Below are 15,877 nucleotides of genomic sequence, written 5' to 3'. Positions count from 1 at the left end.
TCATCGTGTCCGACGACAGGACCCAGAACTTGGCAAGTCTCGCGTCCAAGCGTTGTCAGCAGGTCAAGAAAGTTCGTATTGGACATGCGAAACAGATCTCTTGCTGGCGGTGCATACGCTCTACGTTAGAGGTAGTAGTTTCCGCCGATACTACCCATCATTTCGTCGGTGCACTAGTTCACAGATCTCTGCGATCTGCGATTCGAGGTGCGCCACTTTTTTCCGCAACCGATGCACTTCGTCCTCGGCCGAGTAGCCCAGTCGCGAACCGATGCGGAGCTTGGGTGGCTCCGGCGCGTCGCACTGCAACTCCATCTTGTCGATACGCAGCACGCCTTCGCCGGTTTGCACCAGCGGGTAATTACCGTCGAACTCAAGCACGCGGCCAGGCACGCCGAGGATGTTTGGATTCTCTACGACCGAGGCCTGCCAGGCGATGAGTTTTGCATCGCCTAGGTAGGTATACGCGCCGGGGAACGGGCGGCTGGCCGCGCGAACCAGTTGAGCGATCTCACTGGCCGGACGGAGCCAGTCGATGTGCCCATCGGCGGGCGTTCGTTTGCCGAGATAGCTGGCCGCGCTGTGGTCTTGCGGGCGAGGATCCCACTCACCAGCGTTCAGGCGGGGCAGCCACTCGGCAAGCGCCGCGCGGATCGACTGGTTCACTTTTTCTTCGATATCGAATGCGTAATCGTTGGGTGCGACTTCGAACGGATGCTGCGCCAGAATCGGCCCCGAGTCGGCGCCGGCATCCATCAGAAAAAAAGTCGCTGCCCCGCGGCCCTGGCCTAGCGCCAGCCACGCAATCGGAGCGCGGCCACGCCCTTCAGGAAGCAACGTGGGATGGAATCCGACGCAGCCCAGGCGGGGCAGGGCGAGCAGCTCGTCGGCCACGAGTTGCGACAAACCGACCACAAAAATCAGGTCGGGCTGCCACGCTTCCATCGCGGCGACGACCTCCGGTGCGTTGATCTTCTCAAACCGCACCACCGGCACATTGGCCCGCGCGGCAATGTCGTGCAACTGGGCAAAACCACTGACGTTCTTGGCCGACGACGGGGCCAATTCGAGCACGCCCACCAGGTTGCCGCCGGCGTCGATGATCGACTCCAACGCGGTCCGTGAGGTGTTCACGCTGCCGGCAAAAACAAGGCGAGGGGCGTTGGGCATGGGTGACTAGCGGGGTCGAGCGGTAGTGAATGCCGCCCATTGTAGCCGGATTCGCAAGAATTCGGAGCCCAATCGGTTGCTCGAAGGTGTTTCCCTGCGGCCACATGTTTGCGTTGCGCCTCATGTTCCGTGCTGGGTGAGGCGAATTGTCCACACTCGCCGTGCTGCTGCCTAGTGAATCAGCGGCGCGGAGGATTCCGTGCTCCCCGTCGCGAAAACGTGACCTACGCTTGAGTGACCGGCTTTCCGCCCGGCCCACTCGTCCAAACTACTTTTCCACACCCTTTTTTTGCTGCTGGCCAGCTGCTTGGCCAGGGTCGCACACCGCGGCCGCGCTTTGGGGAAGCGATCATGTCACGCAAAGAGCGACCTCGTCCTGTTCGTCGCACCAACGTCGAATCACTGGAAGTCCGACAACTGATGGCCGTCGATCCGTTCAATGGATTGATGGATGTCGGCATCTCGCATCACAGCATCCTGGACGAATCGCCCGTCGTGACGACGGACTCCGAGTTCCCCGCAATGGAGATGCACGACTCGTTCCAGGAGTTCACGCCGCACGTCGAACAGGTCGAGCAGAATCTCAACAGCGCCCACAGCGCCACCGGAATGGATACGGTGCGGGACAACTACGGTTTCTCCGGCACCGGGCAGACCGTGGTGGTCATCGATAGCGGCATCGCCTACGACCACTACGCGTTGGGCGGCGGCTTTGGCTCCAACTACCGCGTGGTCGGTGGCTGGGACTTCACCGAAAACGACGCCGATCCGTACGACGACGGCCCCGAAGGTTTCCACGGCACACACGTCGCCGGCATCATTGGCAGCACAGGCGACAACTCCGGCAACAACGAAGGCGTCGCGCCGGGCGTCGATCTGGTGGGCCTCCGCGTGTTCGACGACGACGGCTACGGCCACTTTGGCTACGTGAACAGTGCGTTGCAGTGGGTGATCGACAACCACGACAGCTTTGCCAATCCGATCACCGCGATCAACTTGTCGCTCGGCACCAGTTGGAACAGCGACTCGCCGCCAACGGGTTACAGCTACATCGAGAGCAAGTTCAACCAGATTGAGCAGCTGGGCATTTTCATCTCAGTGTCGGCCGGCAACGACTTCACCTCGTACAACACGCCGGGGCTCAGCTACCCCGCGGCCAGCAGTTTTGTCGTGCCGGTGATGAGCGCCGACGACGGCGGCGCCTTGAGCTACTTCAGCCAGCGCCACTCTAGCGCCATTGCGGCACCGGGTCGCTTCATCCGCAGCACGCTGCCCGACTACGTGGGCAACAACAACGGGTTGGACGACGACTGGGGCAACGCCTCGGGCACCAGCATGGCCGCACCGTACGTGGCCGGCGCCAGCGCAATCATTCGCCAGGCGATGGATTTGGTGGGCTATACCAATATCACGCAGGACGACATCTACGATCACATGCGGGCGACGGCCGACTCGTTTTACGACTCGGCCACCAGTCAGAACTACTTGCGTCTGAACATGGAAGCCGCCATCGACGCGCTGATGCCCACCGACGACTACGGTGGAAGCAGCTCCGCTCACAATCTCGGCACGCTGGGCGCTGGCGATACGCAAATCGCCGGCATGATCTCGTCGCTGGCCGACGGCGACTACTTCACGTTCACCGCCAGCACCAACGGCGTCGCCACGTTCAGCGCCAGCGAGAGCCACGAACTCGACGTCGCATGGGACTTCGGCGCGCACAGCGCCACGCAGGATGGCAATTCCTGGACGATGAACGTCTCCGCCGGCCAGACTTACACGGTGGGCCTCTCCACGTCCGATGGCCTCGGCTACTATGACATGGACGTCTCCATCGAGTCGACGTTCACCTACGTCGACTGGGGCAACGTCGATGGACAGCAGTCGCATACTGGCATGAGTAACACGGGCGACACTTGGTACCGCGTGGTGGCCGGGCAGAACGGCTACGTCACCGCCGAAGCCGCCTTCGCCCACGCCAGCGGTAACGTCGACATCGCACTGTACAACAGCAGCATGCAGATGGTCGACCAAAGCACGTCGACTTCCGACGGCGAGCGTGTCGACTACCTGGGCACCGCGGGCCAAGAGTTCTTCCTGAGTGTATCGGGCACCAACTCCGACGTCGACGTGCAGCTGACCAATCTGGTAAACCAAGTTGGCAACCAGGTGTTCGTAAGCGGCACCAGCAGCAGCGACACCTACAGCTTCGCCGCCGGCAGCACGCATTCGCTCTCGGTGAACGGGGTCGACTACTCGTTCGACAGCGGTGCGGTTTCGAACTTCGTCATCAACGGCGGCAGCGGCAGCGACGCGATCACGTTCACCGGCACCAGCGGCAACGATACCGCCACGGTGCGTGTGAACTGGACCAACCTGTCGGGCTCGGGCTACTCGGCCACCGCCGGCGACATCGAAAACGTCACCGTCCACGCCAGCAGCGGAGACGACACCGCCCGGCTGTACGACTCCAACGGCGACGAAAGCCTGGTGGCTTACAGTAACCAGGTGACGCTCACTGGAGCGGGCTTCCAGCACCAGGTGAATGGCTTCGACCGTACGATGACCTACGCATCGGGCGGCAACGACGATGCGACCTTCTACGACACCTCGGGCAACGACAACTTCGCCACGTGGGAAGACCGCGCGGTATTGCTCGGCAGCGGTTACTTCAACGACACCTACGACTTCGACAGCACGCTGGCCATCGCCAGCACCGGAACCGATCGGGCGCACTTCCACGACAGCGCCGGTTCCGATACCTACTTGGCCTACAGCGACCGCTCGATCATGACAGGGTCGGGCTTCACGAACGAAGGTCGCAACTTCGACGCCACCTACGGCTACAGCAACGGCGGCAGCGATGCGGCCTACTTCTACGACTCCGTCGCCAACGACGCCTACTCCGCTTACAGCGACCGGGCGATCATGCAGTCGACGGGCTTTTACAACATCACCTACAACTTCGCCTACACGGCCGCCTACTCGACGACCGGGCTCGACAAGGCATTCTTCTACGACACTTCCGGCGACGAAACATTCACCGGCTGGGAAGACCAAGCCACGATGGCTGGCACTGGTTTCCAGAACGAGGCCCACGACTTTGGCTACACGTTCTCCCGGTCGACCGGCGGCAACGACGTGGCCACGTTCCACGGCACCGCAGGCACCGACGTCTACTCCGCCTGGAGCGACCGCCAGGTGCTCACCAGCACCAACTACTTCCACGACGTTCGCAACTTCAGTAGCAGCACTGCGTACGGCGAAGGAGGTTACGACCGCGCCTACCTGTACGGCACCAACGGCGACGACACCTACACCTCTTGGGGCCCCCGCGCCATGCTGTCGGGCACGGGGTACCAGAACGATGCGCAGAGCTTCGAGTCGACGGTGGCCTACTCCTACTTGGGCAACGACACCGCCACGTTCTACGACACCGCAGGCGACGACACCTACGCGTCGTGGGACTGGCGTGCGGTGATGCTGGGCAGCGGCTACTTTAACGACGTTCGCGACTTCGGCACGACGATCGCCCACGCTTCGGATGGCAATGACCGCGCGATCTTCCACGATTCGTACAACGACGACGACGTGCACGCAGCCGCTTGGGGTGCTTACTGCACCGATGGCAGCACCTACTACAACGAAGCCCGCGGCTTCGACCGCGTCGAGGGCTGGCGCGACAAGACCGGAAACGACGAAGCCAGCAGCGACACAATCGACTACGTCTTCAAACTCTACGGAGCTTGGGTGTCGGTCTAAACCATGCTAGCCGGACCGCCACGCGGTCCGCGAAAGTCTGGCTCGCGTGACCCCCTCACGCCGCGCGACGTGCCGAGCGATTTTTCTTCTCGAGCGTCCGCAGAGTCGTGGCTGCGACGCTGTCCGCGTCCAGACCATGGACGCCGCGCAGGTAGTCCTGGTCGCCGACCTCCGTGATGTACTGCGACGGCAGCCCAATTCGCTTGAACGCCACGCTGGGCACTCCGGCTTCGCACAGCACTTCGGCCACCGCACCGCCCAGTCCACCCAGCACGCTGTGTTCCTCCAGCGTGATGACCGCGCCGGTCTCTTCGGCGGCGGCGACAATGGCGTCGCTGTCGAGTGGTTTGATGGTGTGCATGCTCAGCACACGCAGTTCCACGCCAGCGGTTTCCGCCAGTTGATTGGCGGCCGCCACGGCCGTGTGAAGCATCGCGCCGGTGGAGATGATCGTGCCGTCGGTCCCTTCACGAGTGACCAACGCCTTCCCCAACCGCCAATTGATTGGGCCCTGGTGAACCATCGGCTCGCCTGCACGGCCGAGCCTCAAATATGCAGGTCCGATGCCTTCGCCCACTTTGCGTGTGGCCTCTGTCGTTTCGGCCGGGTCGCCGGGTGCGATGACGGTCATCTGCGGCAGCGACCGCAAGATGGCGATATCCTCGGTGGCGTGGTGGGTCATGCCAAACGCTCCGTAGCTCATGCCGCCGCCCACGGCGACCACAATCACGTTGGCGTTGTGGTAGGCCGCGTCGTTGCGGATTTGCTCCAGCGGGCGCAGCGTGGGAAAATTGGCAATCGAGTAGGTAAACACAATCCGCCCGGCGAGCGCCATGCCGGTCGCCAAGCCGGTCATGTTTTGCTCGGCGACGCCGGCGTTGACAAACTGATCGGGAAATCGCTCGGCGAACTTTTGCACGACGCCAAATCCCAGGTCGCCGGTCACCAACGTGATTCGCGGGTCGGCGTAGGCCAAGTCGGTCAGTGTGTCGATGAACGTGGTTCTCATGCTACTTCCCCCAGTTGCTCGAGTGCTGCGGTGTATTCCTCGCCGCGTGGCGTGCGGTAATGCCACAGCAGTTGGTCTTCCATGAAGTCGACGCCCTTACCCTTCACAGTGTGGGCGATCACGCAGGTCGGCTTGCCGGCGGCCAGCGGCAACGCCCGCAGCGTCGAGGTCAACTCGTCAATCGAGTGCCCATCGACCTCCACCACCTGCCAGCCGAACGCCTGCCACTTGTCGGTGAAGGGTTCCAGCGGCAACACGTCGTCGACGTGCCCCAGGCTTTGAATCTTGTTGTAGTCGATCACGGCAACCAGGTTGTCGAGCTTGTGATGCGGTGCGAACATGGCGGCTTCCCAGTTGGAGCCTTCGTCGCACTCGCCGTCCGATAGCACGCAATAAACTCGGTACGGCTTCTGGTCGCGTTTGGCCGTGAGCGCCATGCCCACAGCGATCGGGAGCCCATGCCCCAGCGATCCGGTGGAGACTTCGATGCCCGGGATACCTTTGGCCGTCGCGTGGCCCGGCAACCGGCCGCCGTTCTGAAAGAACGACTCGAGCCACTCCAGCGGGAAGAACCCACTCTCGGCCAGCACCGAGTAGAGCGCGCCGCAGGCGTGGCCTTTGCTCAGCACGAAGCGGTCGCGGTTTGGCGATTCGGGATGCGTCGGGTCGACATTCATCACCCCGCCGTACAAGACGGCCAGAATCTCGGCCATCGACAGCGAACTGCCGACGTGGCAACTGCCGGCGCGGTTGGCCATTTGCACCGCGTGCACGCGGATGCGGCGGGCCAGTTCGGCTAGCTCTTCTTTCGGTTTCATCGTTGGACCTCCCTGTCCAATACGCGATCGGCTACTTGCCGTAAAAAGTGCGAACTTGCTGCGAGATGTAGCGGACGTCGTCGTCCGAGAGGGCGAGATTCAGCGGCAGCATCAACATCTTCTGGAACAAAGCATCGGTGAAGGGCAGCGTGGCACTCACGCCCAGCTTGGGGAACTGATGCACTGCCTTGCCACCCCACTGGATCAAAGTGCCGATTCCTTGCTCGCCCAGGTAAGCCTTCAGCTCATCGCGGCGTTCGGCTTCGATTTCGTAGTTCTGGAAGATGTCGAACCGATCGGCATCGTCATCGGGACCGACCGGCAGGGTGACCTCCGCCAGCTCACCAAGCTCTTGTTGATACACTCGGGCGATGTCGCGACGCCGCTCGATGGCCCGGTCGTAGCTCTTGAGTTTGTAGTCCAAGAACGCCGCTTGCAGGTTGTCGAGCCTCGAGTTCAGGCACCACGTGACCACGTCGCCCGACTCGTCGCGGCCGTGGTCGCGAAAGAGCTTCATCTGACGGTAGGTGTCGTCGTCGTTGGTGAGCACCAAACCACCATCGCCCAGACAGCCGAGCGTTTTGGCGGGATAGAAGCTGATGGCGCTGGAGTGGCCGAACGTGCCGGCCGCGCGGCCCTTGTAGCGTGCACCGAACGCCTGGGCGGCGTCTTCGATGATCAACAGATTGTACTCGTCGGCAATCGCCTGCAAGGCGTCCATGTCGGCGGTGCGGCCATTGAGCTGCGTGGGCACGATGGCTTTGGTTCTGGGAGTCACCGTCGCGGCTACGCTCGCCGGATCGATCAAATGATCCGCACCGCACTCCACGGCCACCGGCGTGGCGCCCAGGAAGTGAATCGGTGCGGCCGTGGCGACCATCGTGTGGCTGGCAAAGATCACCTCGTCGCCTGGGCCGATGCCGGCAGCTCGCATGCACAGCAGCAGTCCGTCGGTGGCGTTGCCAACGCCCAGGGCGTACTTCGCGCCGACGAACTTGGCGCAGTTTTGCTCGAACTCTTCCAAGTCCCGCTGCATGATGAACGCGCCACGGCGTCCGACGTCCTTGAAGATCTCAACCAGTTCGGCCTCGTCCGCCGCAAACAGGGCTGGGTAGTCGAAGAAGGGAATCTTGCGAAGTGTGGCGGTGGTCATGGCGAAACCTTGGCGGGAAGAGTTCGAGGGCAGGGTCTTAGGCGGCGTGGTGGTTCGGCTCGTCGCGGTAGATTTGCTCGGTGGCGACCAGGCGGGCGACACTCGCGCGTAGTTGTCGGAACGTCGGGTAGCTCTTGATCTCCGCGGGCGTGTAGCTCTTCTTGAAGATGCGAATCAGCGTGGCCGCGATGATCTTCAGGTCGGCCGCGAACGTGCGACTCTCGACGTAGTAGAGTTGCAGTTGCAGCTTGCCGGGTCGGATCACTTTCTCGTAAGCGTCGTCGGGGTCCGGCGCGCCGGCCAGCACGCCCCCTTCGTCGCTGTTCCAGATCGAAGCCCAATCGGTAATGCCGGGCCGCAGCGTGAGGATGCGTTGTTCGTTCCAGTTGTACTTCTCCACCTTGTCGACCACTTCCGGGCGAGGGCCAACGAGACTCATCTCGCCGCGCACCACGTTGATAAGCTGCGGAATCTCGTCGAGCTTATACTTCCGCACGAAGCGGCCGCTGGGCGTCACCCGCGAGTCGTTGCCGGACGTGGTCGGCCCGCCGATTTTGTCGGCGTTGGTGACCATCGAACGGAACTTCAGCATCTGGAACGGGATACCACCTCGTCCCGCACGGCGGCCGCGATAGAACACAGGTCCGGGCGAGTCGCGTTTGATCCACAAAGCGACCCATAACATGACAGGCGAGAGCAGTAGCAGGCCAAAGCTGGCCGCTACGATGTCGAACACGCGTTTGGACATTCCATTCGTCCTTAGGCAGCGGGGATGTAAGGCGTGTCGGACGCATCCTGCGCCGACAGGTGGGTCAAAGGGTACAAGTAAATCCGCGACGCCTGACCGCGGTGTACTTCGGTGCAATGGGCGAGCACAGCGCCGACCGCTTCGTAGAATCGATGTGCCGACTCTTGCTTCTCGCCGGTAACAATCTTCAAGTCGCGTAGGCCGAGTCGATGCAATTCTTCGGTGAGTCGACCAAACAGCGTGACGCCCACGCCGCGCCGTTGGAAGTCTCGCGAAACGCAAAAGTTCAGCACCTCGCCCGACGGCAAGTCGAGTTCCGGGCTGCTCGACGGGTAGCGCCACGTTTCCCACACATGCTTAAACCGCTCGAAGGTCAGCAGTCTGGGCAGCGCCGCCATGCCGGCCACCACCGCCTTGCGGCGGACAAAGTGTCGATACACGAGTCGCGTGTCAGTCGAACCGCAAATCATCCCTGCCAGCCGGTCGCCGTCGCGGGCGGTCAGCAACACCGCGTCGTCGCAGGTGGCCACTGCATCGTATAAGTGAACCAAGAACCGCTCGCCCAGCGATGTGAGGAACCCCTCGGCAATCTGCTCGATGTGCAGCCGCGCGATGGCCTGCGCGAGCGGCCGCGGCAGCGGGCCGGAGTGTTGTTCGAATTGCAGCTCGGGTGCACTCATGCGGTTAGTGTTGGTTGAGCAACTCGGCGGCGCGGTGGGGAAAGTCGTCGGGCGTGCGGCGGTGGGTGGGGAGCGACACGATCTCGCCGGCGCGCCTTTCGGCCTGCGGACAACTGCCGGGTTCGTAGCCAACCGCGCGCAGCTCGTCGCCTTCGAGGGGGTGTATCACGGTGCGGTACCATTCGGCAAGCTCGATTCGCTGCCGCCGGGCCTCTGCTAGCAGCCGCGGCTTGTCGGCCACCCGCAATGGATAGCGTGCAAAGTAGGTGTCGGGCGCCGCGGGCAAACTCGGGTGCTGCACACATTGCGAGTCGATCGCCTGGCGGTAAGCGTTGGTGATCTTGCGGGAATACTGGCGGATATCGGCCAACTGCTGCTGTCCCTTGATCGCCCGACGAGTCATGCGCTGCGACATGCGGAGCGAAAACTCGGGCGACACTTCCTGCGACTCTTCAGCACTGCGGAAGTTGCCGGCCACCGCACCCAGGCGGCCCAGTTGGTGAAACGCGCTGCGAACCTGCCAATACCACTGCGGGCGGTAGAGCACGCCAAAAGCCGCGTACTGCAATTCGAGTTGCAACTGCTTCTTGCGCGAAGGGAAAGTGTAGTTTGCATACTCCGCTTCAAGCCGGCGGCGCAACTCCGCGTCGCTGACCACCGCCTCGCCACCCAAACCGGCGACAACCGGCTTGCCCCATTCGAACGAGTTGAAGCTCGCGACTCCAAATGACCCGATCGGCTGTCCGTCGATCGTTGTGCCCATATCGTGGCAGCAGTCCTCCACCACCGGAAGGCCCGCGTGGTTGGCGATCTCCATGATCCGCGGCATCTCGGCCGGCATGCCAAACGTGTGCTGCGCGACCACCGCCCGCGTGGCCGGCGTGATCGCGCGGGCGAGGCTCTCCGGGTCGATGTTAAAGCTATCCGCGGCGATGTCGGCGTAAACCGGCTTCGCCCCGGTGGCCATCACGCCTTCGGGTACCGCCACGCAAGTGAAAGCCTGCACCACCACCTCGTCGCCCGGCCCGATGCCCAGTCCGCGCAAGATGGCTGCTAGCGCCACACGGCCACGGAAGTAGGTGAGCGGCGTCGCAGTTGACGGGTCGGTCGACTGAGGTTGAGCGCTGGTCGAAGTTCGACAGCCGAGCCGTTGTTTGGGAGCGAGTGTCGTACTCATGCGGCCGCTCCTAGCGTTCGAGTGTTTGGCAGCCCGGCGAGATTCTCGAGCGAGTCGCAGAAGTCCGCGTACACCACCGGCGAGTCGAACCGCTCCAAGAACAACTGGCGGCTCCGCGCGCACATCTCGGCGTGGTACCGCTGGTCGTCGACCAGGAACTGCACGGCCGCCGCCAGACTCTCCGCATCGCCCGCTTCGTATTGGGTGCCGCAGCGATGCTGGCGGAGCAGGGCAGGTAGTTCGCCGGATAGGCTGGTTGCGATCGGCAACCCAGCCGACATGTACTCGAACGGCTTGTTCGGCAAACTCTGCGGCGCGCCGGCCGTGTACGTCGCCAGCCCGACCGACGCCAGACTCAATAACGCTTGGATGGTCGGTTGCATCACCCAGCCAAGCAGTTTGACGCTCTCGAGATCGGCCGCCGCGCGACGCACGGCGGGCAGTTTGCTGCCGTCGCCACAAATGACGAACTGGAAATTGCCAGGCCTGCGTTCTTCGAGCAGTCGCGCGGTCCGCACGATGGTCTCGACGTCGTACATTCGCTCAATGAGGCCCGCAAACAGGCACAGATGCTTGTCGCCCCGAATGCCCGCTTCCGCCAGATCGGCCAGTTGGGCATCGAGTTCGGACGGATCGAGCTGGCGGCGGTGATAACCAAGCGGCACCACACGATCTTCGGCGGTTTGCGAACGGCCGGCGTGTGCGAGTCCCCAGTCGAGGTACGACTGCGACACGCCATAGATGGCCGTGGCGCGCCGGCAGGTGTTCTTCAATTGGTTTCGAATCGGCTGCAGTGCGAACTCGCCCAGCGGTCGTAGCGTCTTAGGTAGCAGATGCAGGTAGATATCGGGCCACAGATCGCGCACGTCGAGCACCACCGGCACGTTGTGGCGTTCGGCGTAGTCGACCGCTACGCTGCACCACTCGAGCGACGGTATGCCCGTGACGATCAAGTCGGGTGGCGACTCGCGCTCGATGCGCTCGGCGAGTCGTTGGCCAAGCGTGCGATACGACTTCCAACGCGCCAGGCTTGCGTTGCGTTGGTAGCCGGGCGAGTGAATCAACTCGATCGTGTAGCGGTCGTTCACCTCGACTCGTTGGTCGTGGTCAAACCGCTGCTGTTTGCGGAAATGCTGAAACGTGGGCGCCCAACGCAGCACACGGTGACCGCGCGCGGAGAGCGAGTCGGCCAAGTGACCGTAACGGAACAGCCGCGGATTCTCGTCCACGGGCAGTTCTTCGCCGACATGCAGCAGCCAGACGTTCATAGCGGGGTGGGTCGGGGCAGGTGGGAGCGGGGGCGAGGCGGAATATAGGAAAAACGGGCCGCCAAGCCAACATCGCTTGCGTGCGGAAGAGTGCTAGCAGCAACACGCACTTCGTGCGAACGCTCAGGACCCCGCCGGCGTGGCGGAAACATTGCCCATCGCAGGGGATCGCACTGCGCTGGAGTGCATCGAAGGCAAGCTCACACGGTTCGAGGCGATCGCCTCGACCGATATGGCGAGGAACAGGAACACGCCGCGACTGTCGTAAAAGTTGCCGCTGAAGCATGCCGAAGTGACCAATAGCGCCATACCGGCTAGTGTCGTTCCGGTCATCGCCGAGCGATTCCGTCGGAGTGCCCTCCACCAACTCCAGAACAGCCACAACAACAGCACCACACCGATGACACCGCCTTCGGCAAACGCTTCGAGGAAAATGTTGTGAGGATAGGTCCAACTGTTCGCGCGAAAACCGCTGAGGCCCCACCCCAGCACTGGTTTCTCCATGCCAAGTTCGACTGCTTCGGTGAACAGGTCGTCGCGATCGGCCGTGTAACGTTGCTCGACCGTTTGCTGCAGAATGCGATGGCGAAACACGTCCATCGCGTTGCGGCCCGCTTCGGTGTTGGCGAACATGAACATCGCCGCCATGGCAAACGCCAGCGAAGCGGTGATCTTGGTAGCGAAATTCGTACGGGCAGTGAGAAACAGCACCACGCCCGCCACGCCAGTGGCGAGCAGCGCGCCGCGCGATCCGCACATCACCACCCAAATGGCCGAAAGCACCACGATGGTGTAGAGCGAAACCTTCGCCAGGCTGAAACAGCGCGTGGCCAGCATCATGGCGCCGATGCCCGTGAGGCCCATGTTGCGGCCAAAAATGTTCGGTCCACCGGTCGGCGTAAATACCCGCCCGCCAGTGCTCATGTACAATGCCAATAGCCCCATCGCGGCGCCCATCGCCACCACGGTCCACCAAAATCCCAACAGCGCCTGGCCCTGCGTATCCGGCGAGCGAATCATCGCGATCGCCAAGGTGACGACCAACAGCATCGCAACCTCGCTAAACTTCTCCACGGCCAGCTCTGCGTCGGGAGCCCAAACAGCCGAGATCAGCAGGTAACTAAACCACGCTAGTAGCACGGTGTCGATTGGTTGCGGTCGGTAGGAACCTCGATGGCGCACCTCGGTGAACACAATCGCGGCGAGCACGACGATCATGCCAATCGCCCAGACCCGCGGCTGCTCCATCAGCGGCACCAGTTCGTAGTCGCCTTGCAGTCGGGCGAAAGTCCAACGGCCGAGGAAGAAGTAAAGCGCGAGTAGGCTACCTACCAGGAAGGCCGGATTGAATGACAATGCTGTCGCGGGGCGAGGTTGCATCGGGAAACTGGGTGCGAGGAAGGCGGATCGGGGTGCGGAAGACTAGAATATTCCCGCCCGCTGGGGCAATAGAGCTTGTGTCGATGCTAAGCGGCTTTGCCCACAGGCGCGTGCTGGGTTGCTGGACTGGCTTCCTGGCGGGCGTAGCGAGCCGCCGAGGCAACTAGCAATGCGTAACCGAGCGTCCCACCGACCGCGCCGCCGGCGATGCTCACCAAATACGGCAGTCCCATGAGGAAGGCCCCTGTGATGCCCAGGCATACCAGCAGCGTGCACAGCGTTTCCTGCCGTAGTCTCACGGCTTGCTGCCCGGTGATGTCGAACGTCGGACCCACCACCTGCGCCAGCACGTAGGCAAGAACCATCGGGGCGAGCAGCGCAAAAACCCAGCCGGCGGCCGTCCAATCGGCGCCAAATACCGGTCCGAACGCCCACGGGGCCACCACCGCCACCAGGGCAATCGGCGGAGCAGTAAGCAGGCACGCGCCCTTGATGGCCGAGCGAAACAGCTCTTCGAGCCGCCCCGATTGTCGCGACTCGCGAGCTTCGGCCAGAAAAGTGCGCGAAAACGAGTTGGTCACCAGCGTCAGCGGTGTGGTAAACACTCGCTGCGCCAGGGCGAACACGCCAGCCGCTTCCAAGCCGAACAGCAAGGCCAACAGTAGCGCCGGCGCATGCAGGCCGAGGTTCGCCACCACGGCGGCCGGCACGCCGAACACGGCAAATTTCTGATAGCGAACGGCGAATCGCTTGAACGTACGCGTCGCGATTGGCAACCGAACCACGCCCTGTTGTCGCAATTGAAAGCAACCATAGATGGCAGCCGCGGCGAACCCAATGGCTTGTCCCGCTGGAAGTCCCAACTTCGTCGAGCCAATCGCAAATGGAATCGCCAAGTGTGCCGCCGCCGATATCAGCGCGTACACTACTCGCATACGCGCCAACTCGCGATACATCCCGTCGCCCAACAACAGCCCGGCTACGATCTGGTACAGCGAGAAGCAAAGCACCCCAACGGCCACCAGCGGCAGCAGCACCGCGTCGCCCACGCCGATGCCCCAACGGCCGAGCGCTGCGGAAACCAATTCCGCCAGCAACAATCCGACGATTGCCATGCCCATTGTCGCCACTAGAGCTAGCGATGCCAGCACTCCAGCCGCGCGGCGGCCGGCAGCCAACGGAATCGCTTGATCGAATCGCAACGTGGCGACTGGGCCCAGCGTGCTGAGCGCCAGCACAAACAGGGCGTACAGGCCGAAGGCCTCTGGCCCGTAAATTCGGGCCAGCACTGGCGACAGGGCGAAAGTCACCGCGTAACCGGTGGCATGCCCCGACGCCAGACGGGCCGCTTTCGCAAGAAAGCCGCTCGACGTGGCGGACCTGAGTTTACGGGCAAGTGCTATCAATCGAACCACTCAGCGTGCGTACGGGGGGCAAAGCGCGGATGGTCGTTCACCGGAGGCAGTTGGGTCAAGGGCAACTCGCGACGCGCCGGATCAAATGACGGGCAATCTCTCTTGCCAAGGTCGTCATGATTGTTGTACTTACCCGCCCGGTACCCAGATTTCCCCACGCATACCCGCATCGAATCCATGCAGGCAGTCTCCTCACCATTGCATCTGCTCGTCGGTCGCCACTCCGCGTTATTGGGAGTGCTTGCGCTTGTGCTGGCGGCCACCGGTTGCCAATCGGGGCACTACCAGGCCTCGAGCCTGCCACCCGAGCTTCGCGCCGAAGCCTCGCAAGGTGCGCCAAATATGTCGCTGGCCAAACTTTCGACCATGGTCGGCGGCACCTCGAAGCTCGCGCCCGGCGATTTGCTCGACGTGACCGTGCTGAGCGGGCTGGAAGAAGAAGTCGCCAGCAAACCTGCCCGCGTGGGCGACAATGGAGCGATTAACGTGCCGCTAGTCGGCCCCGTGCGAGTCGCCGGTTTGGACGAACAACAAGCGGCCGAGCTGGTTCGTGCGGCCGCCATCGAGCGAGGCATCTACCGCGATCCGCAAGTCACCGTGAGCATCGCACAGCGCGCGGTGAACAAGATCACCGTGCTTGGCGCCGTGGCCGAACCCGGCACGCACGAGGTGCCCAAGAGCGCGAGCAACCTGGTGGCCGCCATCGCCGCAGCAGGCGGGTTCACCGAAGAAGCCGGCACCGAAGTCGAAGTGCTTCGCCAGCCGACCAGCTTCCTGGCAGAAAACAAGCCGCCGACCGGCGAGTCGAATATTCAGTTGGCGTCGTTCAACGCGCCTCAGCTCAACGCGCCACAGGCGCGAACCGAACGCATCGACCTGGCGAAGCTCGACGAAGCACCGTCCGACTTTGGTGTCGGCGACCAGGACGTCGTCATGGTGCACCCGGCGGAGAAACGTGTGATCCACGTGGCCGGCTTGGTACGACAGCCCAACCAATTCGAGATGCCACGCGACCAAGACCTGTACGTGCTCGACGCGATTGCCCTGGCTGGCGGACAAAGCTCGCCGGTGGCCGATAAGGTGTTCGTCATTCGCCGCATGGACGGGGAAGTCGAGCCCCGCGTCATCCAGTTGAGCATGGCCCAAGCCAAGGTAAACGGCGACGAAAACCTTCGCCTGGCGCCGGGCGACCTCGTGAGTGTAGAGCAAACCCCGCTTACACAAGTTGTTGATACCTTCAGCCACGTGTTCCGCATCACCGCTGGTGTCGGTGGCAATCTGCTGTCGTTCTAACCCG

General features: G+C 62.8%; 12 protein-coding genes. 2 read left to right on the top strand and 10 right to left on the bottom strand.

Going from position 1 to position 15,877, the window contains the following annotated elements; all coding sequences use genetic code 11:
- Positions 1-150 precede the first annotated feature (150 nt).
- A complete protein-coding gene (locus tag ACQK2L_RS17060; RefSeq protein ID WP_425398237.1) occupies positions 151-1,170 on the bottom strand; it encodes a methionyl-tRNA formyltransferase in 1,020 nt (339 codons plus the stop codon).
- A 351-nt stretch (positions 1,171-1,521) separates the two neighbouring features.
- Between ACQK2L_RS17060 and ACQK2L_RS17055 the strand changes: the two genes are divergently transcribed.
- Entirely contained in the window at positions 1,522-4,932 is a 3,411-nt protein-coding gene (locus ACQK2L_RS17055; RefSeq protein ID WP_425398236.1) for a S8 family serine peptidase, read from the top strand.
- 55 nt (positions 4,933-4,987) lie between these two features.
- Here the strand turns inward: ACQK2L_RS17055 and ACQK2L_RS17050 are convergent, their stop codons facing one another.
- From ACQK2L_RS17050 to ACQK2L_RS17010, 9 genes are all read right to left on the bottom strand, one after another.
- Positions 4,988-5,941 carry a transketolase family protein gene (locus ACQK2L_RS17050; RefSeq protein ID WP_425398235.1) on the bottom strand — a complete coding sequence of 318 codons (954 nt, stop codon included), beginning with the start codon at positions 5,939-5,941 and terminating at the stop codon, positions 4,988-4,990.
- Positions 5,938-6,759 (bottom strand): transketolase, encoded by an 822-nt coding sequence (locus ACQK2L_RS17045; RefSeq protein ID WP_425398234.1) that lies wholly within the window; start codon positions 6,757-6,759, stop codon positions 5,938-5,940. Before ACQK2L_RS17045 ends, ACQK2L_RS17050 begins: the two co-directional genes overlap by 4 nt.
- A gap of 31 nt (positions 6,760-6,790) precedes the next feature.
- Positions 6,791-7,912 (bottom strand): DegT/DnrJ/EryC1/StrS family aminotransferase, encoded by a 1,122-nt coding sequence (locus tag ACQK2L_RS17040; RefSeq protein ID WP_425398233.1) that lies wholly within the window; start codon positions 7,910-7,912, stop codon positions 6,791-6,793.
- Positions 7,913-7,949: 37 nt separating this feature from the next.
- Complete coding sequence (locus ACQK2L_RS17035; protein ID WP_425398232.1) at positions 7,950-8,660, bottom strand: sugar transferase; 711 nt, start codon at positions 8,658-8,660, stop codon at positions 7,950-7,952.
- A gap of 11 nt (positions 8,661-8,671) precedes the next feature.
- Entirely contained in the window at positions 8,672-9,340 is a 669-nt protein-coding gene (locus ACQK2L_RS17030) for a GNAT family N-acetyltransferase (protein WP_425398231.1), read from the bottom strand.
- A gap of 4 nt (positions 9,341-9,344) precedes the next feature.
- Positions 9,345-10,517, bottom strand: a complete 1,173-nt coding sequence (locus tag ACQK2L_RS17025; protein ID WP_425398230.1) for a DegT/DnrJ/EryC1/StrS family aminotransferase — start codon at positions 10,515-10,517, stop codon at positions 9,345-9,347.
- Positions 10,514-11,785, bottom strand: coding sequence for a glycosyltransferase family 4 protein (locus ACQK2L_RS17020; RefSeq protein WP_425398229.1), 1,272 nt, complete (start codon positions 11,783-11,785; stop codon positions 10,514-10,516). Before ACQK2L_RS17020 ends, ACQK2L_RS17025 begins: the two co-directional genes overlap by 4 nt.
- A gap of 123 nt (positions 11,786-11,908) precedes the next feature.
- The gene (locus ACQK2L_RS17015; protein WP_425398228.1) at positions 11,909-13,165 is read right to left on the bottom strand and encodes an O-antigen ligase family protein; all 1,257 of its coding nucleotides are present in this window, start codon (positions 13,163-13,165) and stop codon (positions 11,909-11,911) included.
- 86 nt (positions 13,166-13,251) lie between these two features.
- On the bottom strand, positions 13,252-14,571 hold the full coding sequence (locus tag ACQK2L_RS17010; RefSeq protein ID WP_425398227.1) for a lipopolysaccharide biosynthesis protein: 1,320 nt from the start codon (positions 14,569-14,571) through the stop codon (positions 13,252-13,254).
- A 186-nt stretch (positions 14,572-14,757) separates the two neighbouring features.
- Here ACQK2L_RS17010 and ACQK2L_RS17005 point away from each other — a divergent pair, with 186 nt between their 5' ends.
- Positions 14,758-15,873, top strand: a complete 1,116-nt coding sequence (locus tag ACQK2L_RS17005) for a polysaccharide biosynthesis/export family protein (protein ID WP_425398226.1) — start codon at positions 14,758-14,760, stop codon at positions 15,871-15,873.
- The last annotated feature ends 4 nt before the right edge of the window (positions 15,874-15,877 follow it).

The sequence above is a fragment of the Aeoliella sp. genome (assembly GCF_965227375.1).
Lineage (GTDB): Bacteria > Planctomycetota > Planctomycetia > Pirellulales > Lacipirellulaceae > Aeoliella.
The sequence above is the reverse complement of the archived record's forward strand: the minus strand, read 5'-3'. Positions and strand labels throughout refer to the sequence as shown.

Excerpts from the sequence above, each read along its gene's own strand:
- ACQK2L_RS17060 (WP_425398237.1), bottom strand. The coding sequence starts at position 1,170 with ATGCCCAACGCCCCTCGCCTTGTTTTTGCCGGCAGCGTGAACACCTCA.
- ACQK2L_RS17055 (WP_425398236.1), top strand. The coding sequence starts at position 1,522 with ATGTCACGCAAAGAGCGACCTCGTCCTGTTCGTCGCACCAACGTCGAA.
- ACQK2L_RS17050 (WP_425398235.1), bottom strand. The coding sequence starts at position 5,941 with ATGAGAACCACGTTCATCGACACACTGACCGACTTGGCCTACGCCGAC.
- ACQK2L_RS17045 (WP_425398234.1), bottom strand. The coding sequence starts at position 6,759 with ATGAAACCGAAAGAAGAGCTAGCCGAACTGGCCCGCCGCATCCGCGTG.
- ACQK2L_RS17040 (WP_425398233.1), bottom strand. The coding sequence starts at position 7,912 with ATGACCACCGCCACACTTCGCAAGATTCCCTTCTTCGACTACCCAGCC.
- ACQK2L_RS17035 (WP_425398232.1), bottom strand. The coding sequence starts at position 8,660 with ATGTCCAAACGCGTGTTCGACATCGTAGCGGCCAGCTTTGGCCTGCTA.
- ACQK2L_RS17030 (WP_425398231.1), bottom strand. The coding sequence starts at position 9,340 with ATGAGTGCACCCGAGCTGCAATTCGAACAACACTCCGGCCCGCTGCCG.
- ACQK2L_RS17025 (WP_425398230.1), bottom strand. The coding sequence starts at position 10,517 with ATGAGTACGACACTCGCTCCCAAACAACGGCTCGGCTGTCGAACTTCG.
- ACQK2L_RS17020 (WP_425398229.1), bottom strand. The coding sequence starts at position 11,785 with ATGAACGTCTGGCTGCTGCATGTCGGCGAAGAACTGCCCGTGGACGAG.
- ACQK2L_RS17015 (WP_425398228.1), bottom strand. The coding sequence starts at position 13,165 with ATGCAACCTCGCCCCGCGACAGCATTGTCATTCAATCCGGCCTTCCTG.
- ACQK2L_RS17005 (WP_425398226.1), top strand. The coding sequence starts at position 14,758 with ATGCAGGCAGTCTCCTCACCATTGCATCTGCTCGTCGGTCGCCACTCC.